This window comes from Pseudoblastomonas marina, assembly GCF_014641655.1.
In the GTDB taxonomy this organism is placed as follows: domain Bacteria; phylum Pseudomonadota; class Alphaproteobacteria; order Sphingomonadales; family Sphingomonadaceae; genus Alteriqipengyuania_A; species Alteriqipengyuania_A marina.
The window spans coordinates 2,530,068-2,546,276 of the sequence record NZ_BMID01000001.1 but is presented as its reverse complement, the minus strand read 5'-3'; the positions used below and the strand labels follow the sequence as shown (position 1 = coordinate 2,546,276).

Below are 16,209 nucleotides of genomic sequence, written 5' to 3'. Positions count from 1 at the left end.
CCCATGCGGCCCGACAGCATCAAGAAATTCGACCTGTTCTATCTCGGAGCGGTCACGATCGAGCTCATCGCAAATTTCCTCGACCGCGCTTCGATCGCTGCGGTCGTCGCCAACCGGTTCGCGGGCGGGCAGGGCTCGCGCGGGCTAGTCGAAGGCTCGTCCGATACGGTCGCGATCATCCTCATCGCGCTGCTGGCGGCGCTGCAATTGCTGCTGTGGTATCTCGTCTCGCGCCGCCGGATCGGCCTTGTGCGCTACCTCGTGGTCGGGGTCGTCGCGATCAATCTGCTGGGCCTCCCGACGATCTTCGCCGCATTGCCGGCCATCGCTCCGCTGGTTGCGCTGTTTGTCCTCGCGCTTCAGCTGATCGCGGTGTTCTACCTGTTCAAGGCCGAATCGACGATCTGGCTCAAGGGCAAGCGGGTGGTTGACGAGGACGACGACGGACACCTCGACGGCGAATGACCGGCGCGGGCCCCGTCAGGGCCGGTCTCGCACTGGGTGCCGCAGCACTCCTCGCCTCCGGCCCGCCCGCCCTCGCGCAAGCCTATCAGTGCCGCGTCCCCGAACGGGTCTCGGTGCCGCGCATCGCGCCCGACGGAGAGCGGCGCGAACTGCGCGTCACGGGCTATACCTTCGCGCTGAGCTGGTCGCCCGAGCATTGCCGCGACGCGGGGAGCCGCGCGGGACGCCTGCGCCAATGCAACCGCCGCAATGGCTGGTTCGGGCTGATCGTCCACGGTCTGTGGCCCGAGGGCCCGGGCGGTCGCTGGCCGCAATGGTGCCGTACGCGCTATCGCCCGTCGGGCGAAATGCTGGCGCGCCGTCTCTGCATGAGCCCGAGCGCGGCGTTGCTCGCCCGCCAATGGGCCAAGCACGGCAGCTGCATGGTCCGTCGACCCTCGACCTATTACCGCGTCCAGCAGATCCTGTGGGATTCCTACGACAAGCCCGATCTCGACCGGCTCTCGCGCAAGGACGGGCTCACCGCGGGCGACCTGCGCGATGCGTGGATCGCGGCCAACCCGCATTTCCCGCGCGGCTCCATCGGGATCGACCGGAACGAGCGCGGTTGGCTCGAGGAAATCAGGCTCTGTTACGATAACGATTGGATGCCGACCGACTGCGGTAGGCGCCGCTACGGCCCCGCCAATGCCGCCCCGCTGTCGATCTGGCGCGGCTTGTGACCCCTCGCCGCTAGCGTCGCGCGCGAAAGAAATCGCGCAACAGGGCCGCGGCAGGACCTTCGCCGATGCCCGAATAGACTTCGGGCCGGTGCATGATGGTCGGCTGCTCGAACAGGCGTGGCCCGTGCTCGATTGCCCCGCCCTTCTCGTCAGAGGCCCCGTAATAGAGCTTGGCGATGCGCGCATGGGCGATCGCGCCGGCGCACATTGCGCAGGGTTCGAGCGTGACCCAAAGCTCGCAGTCCTCGAGCCGCTCTCGCCCGAGCGCTTTGGCCGCGCGGCGCAGCGCAAGCATTTCGGCATGGGCGGTGGGATCGTGCAGGCACCGCGGGCTGTTGTGGGCGCGCGCGATCACGTCGCCGTCGCACACCACCACCGCGCCGACCGGGACTTCGCCCTGATGCGCAGCGGCCTGCGCCTCCTCGAGCGCCAATGCCATCGGGTCGGGCAGCGGCCATTGCGTCATCGTTTCTGTCGCGCTTCCGGCCGCGGGTGGGCGACGCGGGCCGGGCGATTACAGCCCGTCGCGCGCCTCGCCTCGTAAGATCTATTCCTCGTCGCCGGTAACCGGCTCGCCTTCGGCATCTTCGGTGTCGACATCGACGGTGGGAACGTCGACCGTGACCTCCTCGGTGCCGACTTCCACGTCGGGCGCTTCGACATCGTATTCGGGCATGTTGCCGCCTTCGACCTCGACTTCGGGCAGTTCGCCTTCTTCGGTCTGGTCGACATCGCAGCCGGCGAGGCCGAATGCGAGGGTCGTGGCAGCGACGAGCGCAATCGATTTCTTCATGGTATGGATCCTCCGATCGTGAAGAAGGTGAGTGGTAAGCCCGCGGTCCAATCGTGGCAACGGGGGCTTTCAAGTTGACCAATTCGCACATGCCCGCTATGCGCGCGCCTTCGTCGCCATGGTGCGGCCAAACCGATTCCATATACGAGAAGTGTCATGTCCCGCATTTGCGAGCTGACCGGCAAAGGACGCCAGGTCGGCAACAACGTGAGCCACGCCAACAACCGCACGAAGCGAGTCTTTCTGCCCAACCTGCAGAACGTCACGCTGATGTCGGAAAGCCTCGACAAGAGCTTCAAGTTCCGCGTTTCGACGCAGGGCCTGCGCTCGGTCGAACATAATGGCGGGCTCGACAACTGGCTGCTCAAGACTTCCGACGAGAAGCTGAGCGACAATGCGCGCAAGGTGAAGCGCGAAATCGCCAAGGCGAAGGCCGCGGCCTAACCTTTCCCACCGGTAGATCCGGTTGCAGAAGCCGCCTCCCGCGAGGGAGCGCGGCTTCTTCGCGTGCGCCGAACCTGATTCAGTCGGGCAATCTGCCGGGATCGAGGGTGAGGTGCGCGAGCCAGCTCGCCTGGAAGTGCGAATCGTTATCGTCGGACACCAGCCAGATATCCCAGCGATGGCCCGCTCCGCGCACCGCAATCCCCTCGTAATTGTCGCGCGGCAGGATCGACGACAGGTCGATCGGTGCCGAGAGGCGCGCCGTTCCGTCGGCGAGGTCGTCCGGATCGAGCCAAGCCAGCCGGCTGTGAAACTCGAACGGCCAGGCAAAACCCAGTCGGCGCAGCAGGACGAGGATCCGCCCGTCGGGTGCGGTCGCTGCATCCACTGGGTGGTAACCGTCCGCGCCTGTGATCGCGACCGTGCGGGATGCCGGGTCCTCGGTGGGATCGCCGTCGAACAGCACGCCGACCAATGGATCGGTCTCGCCCACCACGACCTTGCCTTCGCGCAGGGCGAGGAACCGACCGTCGGCGAGCCGGGCCAGCGATTCGGGTCCGCCATTGGCGGGCCAGCCGCCTATCGCCGACGGCCTCGCCTCACGCTCGATTCGCAGCGTTGTGCCGAGCCGCACGATCGCATTGCGGTTCTCCAGTGCGAGCCAGGTCTGCCCGCCGAACGCGGTCGCCGCCTCGATATCGCGGCCCGACTTGCGCGCGGTATCCTCCCCGACCCGGCGGAGCGGGAGCCGCATCGTCGCGTCGCCGCCGCGCGGGAGAGGGAGTTCGAGCACCGTCCCGTAGTCGCTGAATAGGCGCAACTGCTGGTCGGCGCGCAGCACCAGAGCCGAAAACCCGCCGAACGAAAACTGCCGCGAGCGTAGCTGCCATACGCCTTCGACCGCGAGGTCCGGATCGGCGGGGCCCGCAAATTGAGGAAACGCGACCAGCTCGACGGTCGGTTCGATGTCCTCCGAGCGCGGCTCGGAACGCCACCAGACGGTGACGAGGCCCAGCAGGAGCAGCAAGAGCGCCAGCGATTTCCGCACCATCGCGCCTGCGCCTTCCTTCCTGCCTTGCCGCCCGCGTCGGCGATGGACTAGGACCTCGGACGGTAACCCGCAACGGACTTCCCGCATGGCCAAGGCACTTTTCGAACTCAACCCCGGCATCGATCGCGGGGCCGCGGCAGAGCGCTTCGCGCGGGACACGAGGGTTCAGCTCCGCAACGTGTTGACCGACGAAACCGCGCGCGAGATCCGCTCGATCCTCGCCCAGGCGACGCCGTGGGGAATGGGCTGGCAGGCCGGGATCGACGGCCAGCCACAGGGTGCCCGGCGCGAGCAGTTGCAGGACAATACCGCGCAGCCGATCCTCCGCGAGATCGCCGAAAGCACGCACAGGGCCGCGATGCAGGGCGACTACGCCTTTCGCTACGGCCGCTACCCGATGGTCGACGCATACAGGGAAAAATGGGCCGAGGGCGGTCCGCACGACCTGCTGGTCGAATATCTCAACACGCCCGAAACGCTCGAACTCGTGCGCGAGGTCACCGGGATTCCCGAACTGGTCAAGGCCGATGCGCAAGCCACGCTGTTCGCCCCGGGGCATTTCCTCGGCCGCCATATCGACAGCCATGTCGAAGACGGCTGGCAGGTCGCCTACGTCCTCAATTTCGCGCCCGACGACTGGCACCCCGACTGGGGCGGATACCTCAATTTCCTCGACCAGGACGGCGATATCGTCGCCGGCTATCGCCCGCGGTTCAACACGCTCAACATGTTCAAAGTGCCGCAACCGCACCTGGTGAGCTTCGTCCCGCCCTTCGCCCCGGCCGGGCGCTTCGCGATCACCGGGTGGTTCCGCGACAAATGAGCCAGGCCGCGCAACTGCACCAGCACGCGCTGGCGGCCGAGAAAGCGGGTGACGGTGCCCGGGCGCAGGCGCTGTACGCCCGTGCGATCGATGCAGATCCGGAGGATGCCGGCCTCGTCAATTCGGTGGGGGTCGCGCATTTGCGGATGGCAGAACCCGCGCGCGCTGCGGAGCTGTTTGCGAAGGCCCGGGAGCTCGATCCTGCCGCACTCGACTACGCGATCAACCTTGCCATCGCCCTGGGCCGGGTGGGGCGGCATCGCGAGGCGGCGATGATGTTGGCCGGGGCGGAGGACATCGGTCGCGACGAGCCCCGCTACTGGTCGGCGCGCGGCAACGCCGAGCGGCAGTGCTATGAATTCGCCGCAGCGCAGGCGAGCTACGACGAGGTCCTGCAACGCGATCCGGGGCATGTCCGCGCGCTCCACGGGCGAGCGCGTGTCGCACTCGAGCGCGGGCAGGTCGATACGCTCGAACGGATCGAGCGGGCAATCTCGGCTGCACCCGGGGATGCCGGTTTGTGGCAGGCGAAGGCGCTGGCGCTCGATGTCGCCGGGCGAAATGACGAGGCCGTCGCGCTTATGCGCCAGGTCATCGCCCAGGCACCGCACTGGATCGAGGGGCTTGAGACGCTCGCCCAATTGCGCCTGGCCGGAGGCGACACGGACTTTGCGAGCCATTTCGCCGATGCGACGAAGCAAGCCGATCCTCCCGACGCGATCTACCTCGCCTGGGCGAAGACGCTGGGCGGGCTCGATTTCTTCGCCGAAGCGGTAGAGATCGCGGCTCGAGCCCGGAATGCCGCACGTCAGACGGAGGTCTTCGCGCTGCTTGAAGCGGTCTATGCGGGCATGGCGGGGGACGCCGAACGAGCCGAGCGCATCTTCGCGCAATTTCGCCGCGATACGCGCGACTGGGTGGAGCACGGTGCGCGGCACGATATCCGGATGGGCCGGATCGAACAGGCTGAAGCGGCGCTCGGCGGACTGATCGAAGCGGGCGGCCCTGCGGTCAATCTGTGGGCGCTGCGCGACGTCTGCTGGCGCCTGGTCGATGACCCGCGCCACGAATGGCTGCACGGACGCGAAGAGCTGGTGCGACCGGTGGCTCTGGCCGACCAAGGCGTGTTGGACGAGGCGACCGACTTCCTGCGCGAGCTTCATCGCGGCTCCGCCCTGCCGCTCGGGCAGTCCGTGCGTGGCGGCACCCAGACCCGCGGCCGGCTGTTCCAGCGAGAAGAGCCGGTGCTTGCTCGGCTTCGCGCAGCGATCGTCGCCACGCTCGAGGCATATCGCGAGGAATTGCCGGAGCACGATGCGACGCACCCTGTGCTGCGTTATCGCGACGAGCCTTGGCGGATCACGCATTCCTGGTCGGTGCGCCTGCCGGGCGCTGGCTTCCACACCAGCCATATCCATCCGCTCGGGGTGCTGTCCTCGGCGCTCTACCTCGTCGTCCCGCCGGCGGTCGATGACGAGGATTGTCCGGGCCATCTCGAGATCGGACGGCCGCCGCCGGACCTGCGCACGGAGCTCGAGCCCTTGCGGTTGATCAAGCCCGAGCGCGGCAAGCTCGCACTGTTCCCGAGTACCTTGTACCACGGGACCCGGAATTTTGCCGAAGGGGAGAGAATGACGGTGGCTTTCGATGTGAGCGCGGGGGATGTCGGTTGAACCGCGAGCAGGAAGCCAAGGCATGGAGCGCCTTCTGGGCAGGTGAGCGCCGCAAGGGCGGGGGCTGCCTGCCCGATGCGTGGCAGGGCATCGACCGGGTCCAGGCCGAAGCCTGGCGCCGCTTTGCCGATGGCCTTCCGGACAAGGCACGGATCCTTGATCTGGGCACCGGCGATGCGCGCGTGCTCGCGACGCTCAAGGCCGTGTCGCCGCGTTTCAGGTTGCAGGGCGTCGACCTTGCGCCCGAGCTGCCCGATCCACCTCAGGGCATCCGGACCCGTGGTGGGGTCGCGATGGAAGACCTGCCCTTTGACGACGACAGTTTCGATGCGGTCACCGCCCAGTTCGCGTTCGAATATGGCGATCCGGCGCGGGTCGCGGCCGAGATCGCGCGCGTGCTCGCACCGGGCGGCAAGGTCGGCCTGATCACACATCGCGGCGACGGGCCGATCCTTGCGCACAATATCGCCCGGCGCGATGCGATCCGCTGGGCGATCGACGAGCAGGAGCTGGTCGAGAAGGGCAAGAAGAGCTTAGCCCTGCGCGCGCTGGGGCAGGTCGGCGTGCCGCCCGCCCTCGCCGCAGCACCGGGCGAAGGCGCGCGCAAGTTCGGGCCACGATCGGCGGCGTGGGAGATCGCCGAGGCGGTCCGCCAGACGCTCGCGATGGGCGCGCGCGACCATCCCGCCAATGTCAGCGCCACGCTCGACCGGATCGCGGCACAGGCGCGCAACGAGGTCGGGCGGATCGACTCGCTCGAGGCCGCCTGCCATACGGCCGACGATGCCGCGCTGTTGGAACGGGCCTTTGCGGAGGCCGGGCTGGCGCAACGCGATGTCGCGGAACTGGCCGAACCCGGGCGCCCGCCCTTCGGACATTTCCGCATCCTCACGCGCTGACGCACTAGCCGCCAGCGGCGGAATTCATGGGAGACAAAAGAAAAGGGCGGCGAGCCAAAGCTCGCCGCCCCTTCTTTTGACCGTTCTTCGGTCGGTCGATGCAGATCAGAACTGCATGCGAGCCGAGATGAAGAAGTCCCGGCCGAGCACGTCGTAGGTGCTCGGATAGGTGTTGGCCTGTTCCTGGTTGTCGCCGAGCAGCAGGCTGTTCGGCGCGTTGCTGACCAGGATGCCGTTGAACTGCGGCGTACCCGGAAGCTTGTCGAACAGGTTGTTCACACCGGCCGAAAGCGTGAAGCTCTCGGTGATGTCGAACGCGAACGACAGGTCGAAGTAGTCGGTCGCTTCGAGGGTCTCGAGACCACCGAAGGCCGCGTAGTCGATCGTGTCGTCGTCATCGGTGACTTCACCGATGTGACGCCAGCGGAGGCTGATCGTCGCCGGACCGTCGATGTAGGACAAACGCGAGGTCCACTTCCATTCCGGGGTCGGCTCACCGCACTTCGCCACACCGAACTTGCCGGCACAACGATCGACCTCGTCGGGGAGGGCATCGACCGGGGTGAAGTTCGACTTGATCGTGTGCGTGCCGAGGAAGAAGAAGTTCAGGCGAGCATCTTCTTCGGCGCTGAAGATCGAGAACGGAACCGGGGTACCGTAATCGACCTGGAAGTCGACACCTTCCACTTCGAACAGCGAGGCGTTGGCCAGGCTGACGAGCGGCGGGTTGGCGACCGTGATCGCACCGTTCGCGGCACGCGTGCCGTTGAACGGCTGACAGTACGCGCTGTTGATGTCCTGGATCACACGATAGCAGAGGTTGATCGCGTTCGCGAAACCGCCGCCGAGCGTGGCAATCGCGTCTTCGATCTGGATGTTGTACCAGTCCACCGTGATGTTCAGGCCCGGGGCAAAGCTCGGGCTGAGGACGACACCGGCCGTCCAGCTGTCCGAAACTTCTTCCTGGAGATCGGGGTTACCACCGCCGAGCGCCGGGATCTGGGTGTTGAGCTGGATGCCGGGGTCACCGACGCTGCCAGCAGGGACACCGGTCGCCTGGCACAGGGCCACGGCCGTCGCATCACCAAGGATCGCCGGATCGGCACAGGGATCCTGCGCGCCCGGGAAGTTGATGAACTGACCACCGAACAGCTCGCCGATATTCGGCGCACGAACCGCACGCTGATACTGGCCGCGGAAGGTCACGTCGTCGATCGGCGAGAAGGTCACGCCGCCGGCATAGGCCCACACGCCGCCGACATTCTCGAGGCTGTAGTCCGAGTAACGCGCCGCACCCGTCACATCGAGCGTCAGGCCGTTGCCGTTGTCGATGATCGGGAGGTTGAGTTCGCCGAACACTTCGGTCACGTCGTAGCTACCTTCGGTCGGGTTACCGGCGTTGAAGCCGATCACGTCGCCCGAGGACAGGGCCGTATCCGGAATGAACTGCGCGGCCACCTTGCGGTATTCGGTACCCAGCGCGATGCCGAGATCGTCGGCACCCATGCCGAGGTTGCCGAAGGTGCCCGAGATCACGCCCGAGACGACCTGCAGGGTCGAGATGTCGCCGTTCTGCGCACGGATCGAGATCTGGTCGACCATGTCGGGCGTCAGCGTGCCCGGGCCGAAGATGTTGATCGGGGTGGCGCTACCGTCGAGGCCGGCCTGGAAGGCCGAACGCGAGATGTTGCCTTCCTGGATGTTGGCGTTCCGCGTACGCGCGTACTGGTAGTACAGGTCGTAGCTGAACGTATCCGTGAGCGGGCCGTTGACGCCGGTGAGGATGCGGAACGCGTTACGCTCGTCGAGCGAGTTACGCGAACCGGTTTCGACCGTACGACGCTGCAGGAACAGTTCGATGTTGTCCGGATCGCCGTCGGTTTCGGTCGCGTTGAGCTGCTGCAGCTGCGCAAAGTCGCCCGCCGACAGGAACGGCTGGATCGCGGCGAGGTTGACGATGAAGTCGCCGGTGACCGGGGTCGCGGCGAGTTCCTGCTGCACGCGGTTGTTGGCGTAGCTCATTTCCGAATAGACGGTGTGGCCGTTGCCGATGTCGTATTCCGCGTGACCACCGATGAGGTACCGCTCCTGCGGGATCATCAGGTAGTTGACCGGCGCGTAGTTGTAGGTGTCGCCGGTACGGGTGCGGAATTCGCCGGGCGTGTCGTCGAACACGACGGCACGGTTGGCCGCGAATTCGGTGCCGGCGCGGTTGCCGTCGCCGAAGTAGCGGATCACGCCGTTCGGGAGCGTCGACGAACCGAACTGCTGCATCGGCTCACCGAAGCTTTCGGCACCGAGAGCGAAGTTCGAGAACGCGCGGTCGCCCTGGAAGACGCCTTCACGGTTGTAGTATTCGGCGTAGACCGTGGCACGGCCACGCCCATCGTCGAATTCGGCGCCGAGGGCGCTGAACAGGTTGTAACGGGCGCCATCGCCGCGTTCGGTGATCGAGTACTGGCCACCAGCTTCGATGCCGTCGACATAGCGCAGCTTGAAGTTGGTAACGCCCGCGATCGCGTCCGAACCGTAAACGGCCGAGGCACCGCCGGTCACGACGTCCACACTGCCGACGAGGAAGGTCGGGATCGTGTTGATGTCGGTGATCTGGCCCGGATCGTAGAACATGTAACGACGGCCGTTGACCAGCACGAGGTTACGGTTCTGGCCGAGGCCGCGGAGGTTGAGGTCCGTGGTGCCGTTGCCGGGGTTGTTCGAGAAAGCGGTCGTGCCCGGAATGACCTGCGGCAGGGTGTTGATGACCTGCTCGGCGTTCACGGTGCCCGAAAGCTTGAATTCCTCGTCCTGCACGACCGCGATCGGCGCGGCGGTGTCGAGGTCGTTGCGCACGATGCGCGAACCGGTGATCGTCACGCGAGTGGTGGCGCCTTCTTCGGCCCCTTCGCTCGTCTGGATCGCGGTTTCCTGATCGGTGGCGTCATCTTCCATCGTCTGCTGCGCGAGCGCGGGAGTGGCAAGAGCCATCGCCGCAATCGCACCGCCCGAAAGGAGCGCCGCCTTGTTAAATCGATTCGACATTATTGTCCCCTTGAAGAAGCAGGCCCGGAGGCGTGCTCTATGGTCCATAGCTGTAGCCCGAGCCAAAAGACCCGGAACTGGCGCAAGCCTAACGAAAGTGGGGGGAGGCGCGCAATCGGCAGCGGCGGCGCTGGCCGCATTGCTCATAGATTGTGACTAATTTGCTACAGTGGCTTTCCGGTTGTTGCGGATATATCCTGACCCGAGACACGGAGGGATGTGATGAGGGTTTCCGGAGTACTTTACATTGCGCTCGGCGCCGCGATTGCCGGTTTTCCCGCCGCGGCTCAGGAAGATAGCCGGGATCCGCTGGCCGAGCTGCGCAAATGCAGCGGGATTGCCGAAAACGATGCGCGGCTGGCCTGTTACGACCGACAGGCGCGGCTTTTGCTGAGCGCGGAAGAAAGCGGCGAGATCGAAATCGTCGACCGCGAGAAAGCGGAGAAGGCGCGCAAGGACCTGTTCGGCTTTTCCGGTGTCAAGGTCCCGTTCTTCGATGAGGGAGAGGGGGTCGAGGAGATTGAATCGACCATCACCCGGGTTGCCCGGGTCGGCCGCGACGGGTGGTTGATCACGATCGAGGACGGCAATGCCGTGTGGCGGATTACCGATCCCCCGATGCGTTTCAATGCGCCGCGCGTGGGCGACAAGGTGACGATCAAGCGCGGCGCGCTGACCAGCTATTTCATCGAGGTCCGGACGCAGCTGGGGGTCAAGGCCAAGCGCGTCGAATAGTTCGGAAGCTGGCCCGAACTACATCGGCCCGGTGAAGAGGATCGGGTCGAGCCGCGCGTCGCGCCACTTGATCGACCAGTGCAGGTGCGGCCCGGTCGCCCTCCCGCTCGCCCCGATGCGACCGATCGGCTGTCCGCGCTTCACGGTCTCGCCCTCGCGCACGAGGATCGCCGAATTGTGCAGGAACGCGCTGTTGAGCCCGTTGCCGTGGTCGATGATCAGCAGGTAGCCCTCGAGGCTGAACGGTTCGGGCGTCGCGAGCACCACGACCCCGTCGGCGGGAGCGACATAGGTCGTCCCCTCGCCACCGGCGATGTCGATCCCCGAGTGATAGCTGCCCGGCTCGCCCTGGTAGATCCGCTGCGATCCGAACATGCCCGAAATCCGCCCGGTCGCCGGCCACAGGAACTCCTGCTTCCAGCCGGTCGCCCCGGTGTCCTCGGCGCGCGCGGCGACGATCCGCTTCCATTCGGGCTCGCGGATACGCCAGAAGGCATCGGTCATCCCGCCCGGGCGGCGCGCGACATTCACGCGCTCGATGTCCCAGTCGCGCGCAGTGATCGCGATGCGCCGTTCGATCCGCTTGTTCGCGAAAATCGCCACGAGCGTGTGATCGAGGTCGGCATCGCGGTCGAACGCGGCGAAGAAGCTGCCGTCATCGGCGACGCGCAGCGGCTCGCCGTCGAGCGTGACGCTGCGGACCCCGCGCGAGGCGGTCCCGCGAATGAAGCCGCCCTGCGTCAGTTGCCCCGTCACCCGCAGGCTCGGGGCCGGGTCGGTCGCCGCCGGGGTCGGCGCGGGCTTGCCCACCACTGGCGCCGAGGTGACGGTCGGCTGCGGCGGCGCTTCGGTCACGACATCGCGGTCGGCGGCGCATCCGGCAAGTAGCGCAGCGCCGACGATGGCGGTGGCGAACTTGCCGATCATTCGTCGATGCCGGCGAGCCGCTGTGCCGCCACGGTCGCATTGGCGTAAGGCTCCTGCCGGTCGACACTCCAGTACCTCAATTCCTCGAGCGGGATCTGCACCGCGGTCACCGCACAGACGACATGGTCGCCGCTGCGCAGCACGCGAAATCCGTTGGGGCCGTAATGGAGCGTCGCCGCGCGACCTTTGGAACTCATCAACATGCGGCGACCCTTACCACAGCGCAGATTAACCGAACAAATCTTCTTGTCCCGCCGCCGATGGTTTCGCACGCTTCGGCCTGTGCGCGGCCGGCGGCGACCGTCCCTGGGGCACCGCATCGACGATCCCGTCGGCGAATTTGAGGCGCAGCAAGTCGGCCTTGCGCGCGCCGGCAGCGCTGGTGAGCGTCGCGCCGTCGCCCGCCATCACGCGGACATAACCACGCGCCAGCGGCTTGTCGGGATGGAGCTGCTCGGCAAGCCGGGCGAGCGCGGCCAGGCTTTCGCGCCGCCGCGCCAGCGGGCCGAGCACCAGTTGCGGGGCCAGCCGTTGCGCGGCCAGCGCGTGCCGAGCCTGGCGCAGGTGCCCCTCGAGCACGGCCGGCGAGAGGCGCAGGCCCGCCAGCCGCTCACGCCCGGTTCGCGCCCGGTCGACCAGCCCGCGGCGCAGCCTTTCGGCCAATTCGTCGAGCCGCTGGGCATAGGGCTGGAGCAGCGATTCGCTGTCGGGCAGTCGCTCGGCGCGCGCCGCGAGCCGTTCTTTCCCGAGATCGATCGTACGCCCCGTCGCGGCGCGCTGGCGCTGGCCGAGCTCGGAGATCCAGCCAGCCAGATCGGCCCGCACCGGCACCGCCATTTCGGCCGCCGCCGTCGGGGTGGGCGCGCGCGTGTCGGCGGCGAAGTCGGCGAGCGTGGTGTCGGTCTCGTGCCCGACCGCGCTGATCACGGGAATCGGGCTCTCGGCGATCGCGCGCGCGACCACTTCCTCGTTGAAGCCCCACAAATCCTCGATCGACCCGCCACCGCGCGCCACGATCAGCACGTCGGGTCGCGCCAGCGCGCCGCCGGGTTCGATCGCCCCGAACCCGCGCACCGCCGCCGCGACCTGTTCGGCCGAACCCTTGCCCTGGACGATCACCGGCCAGACCATCACGTGGCTCGGGAAGCGATCGGCGAGGCGGTGGAGGATGTCGCGGATCACCGAGCCGGTGGGCGAGGTGACCACGCCGATCGTGCGTGGCAATAGTGGCAGGCGCCGCTTGCGCTCGGCATCGAACAGCCCCTCGGCACCGAGCCTCTGCTTGGTCTTCTCGAGCAGCGCGAGCAGCGCGCCCTCACCCGCGACCTCCATCCGCTCGATCACGATCTGGTAGTTCGAGCGCCCTGGATAGGTCGTCAGCTTGCCGCTCGCGACCACTTCGAGCCCGTCCTCGGGCTGGAAGGCGAGCCGGTCGACGCTGCCGCGCCACATCACCGCATCGATCCGCGCCTTGTCGTCCTTGAGGCTGGCGTAGAGATGCCCCGACGCCGCCCGCTTCACCCCCGACAGCTCGCCGCGAATGCGGACGAACCCGAACCGGTCCTCGACCGTGCGCTTCAGCTGGGCGGAAATCTCGCTGACCGAAAACGGCTCGGCGTTGTCGCCCGCGCGAGCGCTCGCTACGAGGCCGGGAGCGTTACTGTTGTCTTCAGTGTCATCGAAAGGCGGATTTGCGGGCATGAATATCCTTCTACTCGGATCGGGCGGGCGCGAGCATGCGCTGGCGTGGAAGCTGATGCAATCGCCGCGTTGCGACAATCTCCAGGCCGCTCCCGGCAATCCGGGGATGGAGGATGACGGCGCACAATCGGTCGCGCTCGACGTCGGCGACCATGCTGCCGTGATCGCACATTGCCGCGATAACGACATCGCGCTCGTGGTGATCGGGCCCGAGGCCCCGCTGGTCGACGGACTTGCCGACAGCCTGCGCGAGGCGGGCATCCCCGTATTCGGCCCCTCGGCCGAAGCCGCCCAGCTCGAAGGCAGCAAGGCCTTCACCAAGCGGCTGTGCGACGAGGCGGATATTCCCACCGCCGGCTACGCCCACACCAGCTCGCTCGACGAGGCGCGCACCGCGCTCGGCCGCTTCGAACCGCCCTACGTACTCAAGGCCGATGGCCTCGCGGCGGGCAAGGGCGTGGTGATCGCCGCCAACCGCGCCGAGGCCGACAGCGCGCTCGCCGACATGTTCGGCGGGAGGTTCGGCGAGGCCGGCGCCGAAGTCGTGATCGAGGAATTCCTCACCGGCGAGGAAGCGAGCTTCTTTGCGCTGACCGACGGCGAAACCGTCCGCGCCTTCGGCACCGCGCAGGACCACAAGCGCGTCGGCGATGGCGATACCGGCCCCAATACCGGGGGAATGGGCGCCTACAGTCCCGCCTCGATCCTGACCCTCGATCTCCAGCGCGAGGTGATGGAGCGGATCGTCGAACCGACGGTCGCGACGATGAAAGCGCGCGGCACGCCGTTTTCGGGCGTGCTCTACGCAGGCCTCATGCTGACCAGCGAGGGCCCCAAGCTGATCGAATACAACGTCCGCTTCGGCGATCCCGAGTGCCAGGTGCTGATGGCGCGCCTCGACGAGGACCTGGTCGAGCTGATGCTCGCCTGCGCCAACGGCACGCTCTCGGAGGTGGACGAAATCGCGATGAAGAAATCCGCCGCACTGACCGTGGTGATGGCGGCGGCGGGATATCCCGGCATGCCCGAAAAGGGCGGCACGATCTGCAAGGTCGGCGCGGCCGAGCAGACGGGCGCGAAAATCTTTCACGCGGGCACGAAGCGCAACGAGGAGGGACAGCTGGTCGCGAATGGTGGCCGGGTGCTCAACGTCACCGCGCTCGCCGACGACGTCACCACCGCGCGCAACCTCGCCTACGAGGCGATCATGAGCCTCGATTTCGATACCGGCTTCTGCCGCACCGATATCGGCTGGCGCGAACTCGAGCGGGAGCGTACTTCGTAAGCGATCGGCGTTGCAGACGAGCGTGCTTGCGCGCCCGAATTGCGGTCAGCACGAAAGAATGCCCCCATTCCATTTCGGCGAATGGGGGGAATTCATGAATAGATTAATCTATCCGATTGCTGCGCTGGCGATGCTTTCGGGCTGCAGCGCTCAAGAACCCAGCGAGGCTGACACCGGCCAAAGCAAGGATCTGATTGCGACAGAATATCCAGAAAAGGTCGGCGAAATCCAAGCTGTGCTGGACGACATCGAGCTCGCAATCCGTGAAGGCGATATCGACCGCCTCATAGCGCACCATGCCTATAGTCCGAAATTCAGCGATTTTCAGGAAGGAGGTCGTCGTACCGGCGCATCGGAAAATGAGGCAAACGAACGCGCGTTCTTCGGCAATGCCACCAGCGTGAATCGCTTCGAGTATGACGATCCGAAAGTGTCGGTCTACGGTGACGTCGCGGTTGCAACGGTACACCCGGACGTCGAGCTGGTGTTCGGCGAAGACGTGGTGACGGCCAACCGGCAGCTGACCCTCGTGTTCGTCGACACGGCTGAGGGCTGGAAAATCGTCCACGAGCACAATTCGCCGCTCGAGACCGACCAAGGGGATTGATACCGCCTTCTTTACCTCGCTCAGGCCGGGGCGGCGAGTTTTCCTATCCCACCAATTCCTGCAGGTCCGCCTCGGGCCGCGCGCCGTAGTGTGAGATGATCTCGGCGGCGCAGATCGCGCCCATTTCCAGGCAGCGCTCGAGGCTCTCGCCGCGCACGTGGCCGGTGAGGAATCCGGCGGCGAAGAGGTCGCCTGCCCCGGTGGTGTCGACCACCTCGTCGACCGGGGCCGCGGGCACTTCGGCGCGGGTGCCGTGGGCGATGGCGACCGCGCCCTTTTCGCTGCGGGTCGCGACGAGGATCGGCAGCTTGCCGTCGAGCGCCTTGAGGCCCGCTTCGAAATCGTCCTCGCCGGTCAGCGTGGCGAGCTCGCTCTCGTTGACGAACATGATGTCGACCAGGCCGTCTTCGATCAGCGCTCGGAAATCGTCGCCATGGCGATCGATTACGAAGCTTTCCGACGCGGTGAAGGCGACCTTGCGGCCGGCCGCACGCGCGACCTCGATCGCGCGACGCATGGCGCGGCGCGGTTCCTCGGGATCCCACAGATAGCCTTCGAGATAGAGCACGCCGGCGCTGGCGATCAGGTCCTCGTCGAGCGCTTCCTTGGGCAGGTAAGTGCTCGCGCCGAGGAAGGTGTTCATCGTGCGCTCGCCATCGGGGGTGACGAAGATCAGGCAACGCCCCGTGGCCGGGTCGCCCTCGCGCGCGGGCGTGTCGTAATCGATGCCGACGGCGCGGATATCGTGGCTGAAGACATCGCCGAGCTGGTCCTTCGCGACCTGGCCGATGAACGCGCATTGCGCGCCGAGCGCGGCCATGCCGGCCAGCGTGTTTGCCGCCGAGCCGCCCGAGATTTCGCGTGCCGGTCCCATCGCGTCGTAGAGCATGGCGGCCCCCTCGTCGTCGACAAGCGTCATCCCGCCCTTGTTCAATTGGAGTTCGTCGATCAGCTCGTCGGAGCACGGGGCCATCACGTCGACGATGGCATTGCCGATCGCGATCACGTCGTAGCGGGGTTCGGTCATGAAAAATCCTGTAGGGCG

At 66.6% G+C, this 16,209-nt stretch carries 17 protein-coding genes; 9 read left to right on the top strand and 8 right to left on the bottom strand.

The annotated features are described in order from the left end of the window. Positions 1-3 precede the first annotated feature (3 nt). Together IEW49_RS12550 and IEW49_RS12545 are read left to right on the top strand one after the other, a co-directional pair. Positions 4-465, top strand: coding sequence for a hypothetical protein (locus IEW49_RS12550; protein WP_188642982.1), 462 nt, complete (start codon positions 4-6; stop codon positions 463-465). Beyond that, a complete protein-coding gene (locus IEW49_RS12545; protein WP_188642981.1) occupies positions 462-1,187 on the top strand; it encodes a T2 family ribonuclease in 726 nt (241 codons plus the stop codon). The genes IEW49_RS12550 and IEW49_RS12545 overlap by 4 nt, the downstream gene beginning before the upstream one ends. A 10-nt stretch (positions 1,188-1,197) precedes the next feature. Here IEW49_RS12545 and IEW49_RS12540 read toward each other — a convergent pair whose 3' ends face one another. Together IEW49_RS12540 and IEW49_RS12535 are read right to left on the bottom strand one after the other, a co-directional pair. Beyond that, entirely contained in the window at positions 1,198-1,653 is a 456-nt protein-coding gene (locus tag IEW49_RS12540; RefSeq protein WP_188642980.1) for a nucleoside deaminase, read from the bottom strand. 81 nt (positions 1,654-1,734) lie between these two features. Continuing rightward, positions 1,735-1,980 carry a lipoprotein gene (locus IEW49_RS12535; protein ID WP_188642979.1) on the bottom strand — a complete coding sequence of 82 codons (246 nt, stop codon included), beginning with the start codon at positions 1,978-1,980 and terminating at the stop codon, positions 1,735-1,737. A 156-nt stretch (positions 1,981-2,136) separates the two neighbouring features. On the opposite strand from IEW49_RS12535, the gene rpmB reads away from it, so the two are divergent. Next, positions 2,137-2,424 (top strand): 50S ribosomal protein L28, encoded by a 288-nt coding sequence (rpmB, locus tag IEW49_RS12530; protein WP_188642978.1) that lies wholly within the window; start codon positions 2,137-2,139, stop codon positions 2,422-2,424. Between the two features lie 79 nt (positions 2,425-2,503). Here rpmB and IEW49_RS12525 read toward each other — a convergent pair whose 3' ends face one another. Further along, positions 2,504-3,475 carry an esterase-like activity of phytase family protein gene (locus IEW49_RS12525; RefSeq protein WP_188642977.1) on the bottom strand — a complete coding sequence of 324 codons (972 nt, stop codon included), beginning with the start codon at positions 3,473-3,475 and terminating at the stop codon, positions 2,504-2,506. Positions 3,476-3,560: 85 nt separating this feature from the next. Between IEW49_RS12525 and IEW49_RS12520 the strand changes: the two genes are divergently transcribed. Genes IEW49_RS12520 through IEW49_RS12510 form a run of 3 tightly spaced genes read left to right on the top strand, consistent with a single transcriptional unit; the run spans position 3,561 to position 6,870 of the window. Continuing rightward, on the top strand, positions 3,561-4,298 hold the full coding sequence (locus IEW49_RS12520) for a 2OG-Fe(II) oxygenase (RefSeq protein WP_188642976.1): 738 nt from the start codon (positions 3,561-3,563) through the stop codon (positions 4,296-4,298). After that, the gene (locus IEW49_RS12515; protein ID WP_188642975.1) at positions 4,295-5,971 is read left to right on the top strand and encodes a 2OG-Fe(II) oxygenase family protein; all 1,677 of its coding nucleotides are present in this window, start codon (positions 4,295-4,297) and stop codon (positions 5,969-5,971) included. Before IEW49_RS12520 ends, IEW49_RS12515 begins: the two co-directional genes overlap by 4 nt. Then, positions 5,968-6,870, top strand: coding sequence for a class I SAM-dependent methyltransferase (locus IEW49_RS12510; RefSeq protein ID WP_188642974.1), 903 nt, complete (start codon positions 5,968-5,970; stop codon positions 6,868-6,870). The genes IEW49_RS12515 and IEW49_RS12510 overlap by 4 nt, the downstream gene beginning before the upstream one ends. Before the next feature lie 105 nt (positions 6,871-6,975). Here IEW49_RS12510 and IEW49_RS12505 read toward each other — a convergent pair whose 3' ends face one another. After that, positions 6,976-9,909, bottom strand: coding sequence for a TonB-dependent receptor domain-containing protein (locus IEW49_RS12505; RefSeq protein WP_188642973.1), 2,934 nt, complete (start codon positions 9,907-9,909; stop codon positions 6,976-6,978). Positions 9,910-10,131: 222 nt separating this feature from the next. Here IEW49_RS12505 and IEW49_RS12500 point away from each other — a divergent pair, with 222 nt between their 5' ends. Then, complete coding sequence (locus IEW49_RS12500) at positions 10,132-10,644, top strand: hypothetical protein (RefSeq protein WP_188642972.1); 513 nt, start codon at positions 10,132-10,134, stop codon at positions 10,642-10,644. 18 nt (positions 10,645-10,662) lie between these two features. Here the strand turns inward: IEW49_RS12500 and IEW49_RS12495 are convergent, their stop codons facing one another. Genes IEW49_RS12495 through xseA form a run of 3 tightly spaced genes read right to left on the bottom strand, consistent with a single transcriptional unit; the run spans position 10,663 to position 13,272 of the window. After that, positions 10,663-11,571 (bottom strand): M23 family metallopeptidase, encoded by a 909-nt coding sequence (locus tag IEW49_RS12495; RefSeq protein WP_188642971.1) that lies wholly within the window; start codon positions 11,569-11,571, stop codon positions 10,663-10,665. Continuing rightward, positions 11,568-11,774: a DUF2093 domain-containing protein gene (locus tag IEW49_RS12490; RefSeq protein WP_188642970.1), complete on the bottom strand. Its 207-nt coding sequence runs from the start codon at positions 11,772-11,774 to the stop codon at positions 11,568-11,570. Before IEW49_RS12490 ends, IEW49_RS12495 begins: the two co-directional genes overlap by 4 nt. 25 nt (positions 11,775-11,799) lie before the next feature. Further along, positions 11,800-13,272: an exodeoxyribonuclease VII large subunit gene (gene xseA, locus IEW49_RS12485; protein ID WP_188642969.1), complete on the bottom strand. Its 1,473-nt coding sequence runs from the start codon at positions 13,270-13,272 to the stop codon at positions 11,800-11,802. Here xseA and purD point away from each other — a divergent pair. Further along, complete coding sequence (gene purD, locus IEW49_RS12480; protein ID WP_188642968.1) at positions 13,271-14,557, top strand: phosphoribosylamine--glycine ligase; 1,287 nt, start codon at positions 13,271-13,273, stop codon at positions 14,555-14,557. The two genes, xseA and purD, sit on opposite strands and share 2 nt — an antisense overlap. A gap of 94 nt (positions 14,558-14,651) precedes the next feature. Further along, positions 14,652-15,164, top strand: a complete 513-nt coding sequence (locus tag IEW49_RS12475) for a nuclear transport factor 2 family protein (RefSeq protein WP_188642967.1) — start codon at positions 14,652-14,654, stop codon at positions 15,162-15,164. Positions 15,165-15,207: 43 nt separating this feature from the next. Here IEW49_RS12475 and IEW49_RS12470 read toward each other — a convergent pair whose 3' ends face one another. Then, entirely contained in the window at positions 15,208-16,191 is a 984-nt protein-coding gene (locus IEW49_RS12470) for an adenosine kinase (protein ID WP_188642966.1), read from the bottom strand. Between the last annotated feature and the right edge of the window lie 18 nt (positions 16,192-16,209).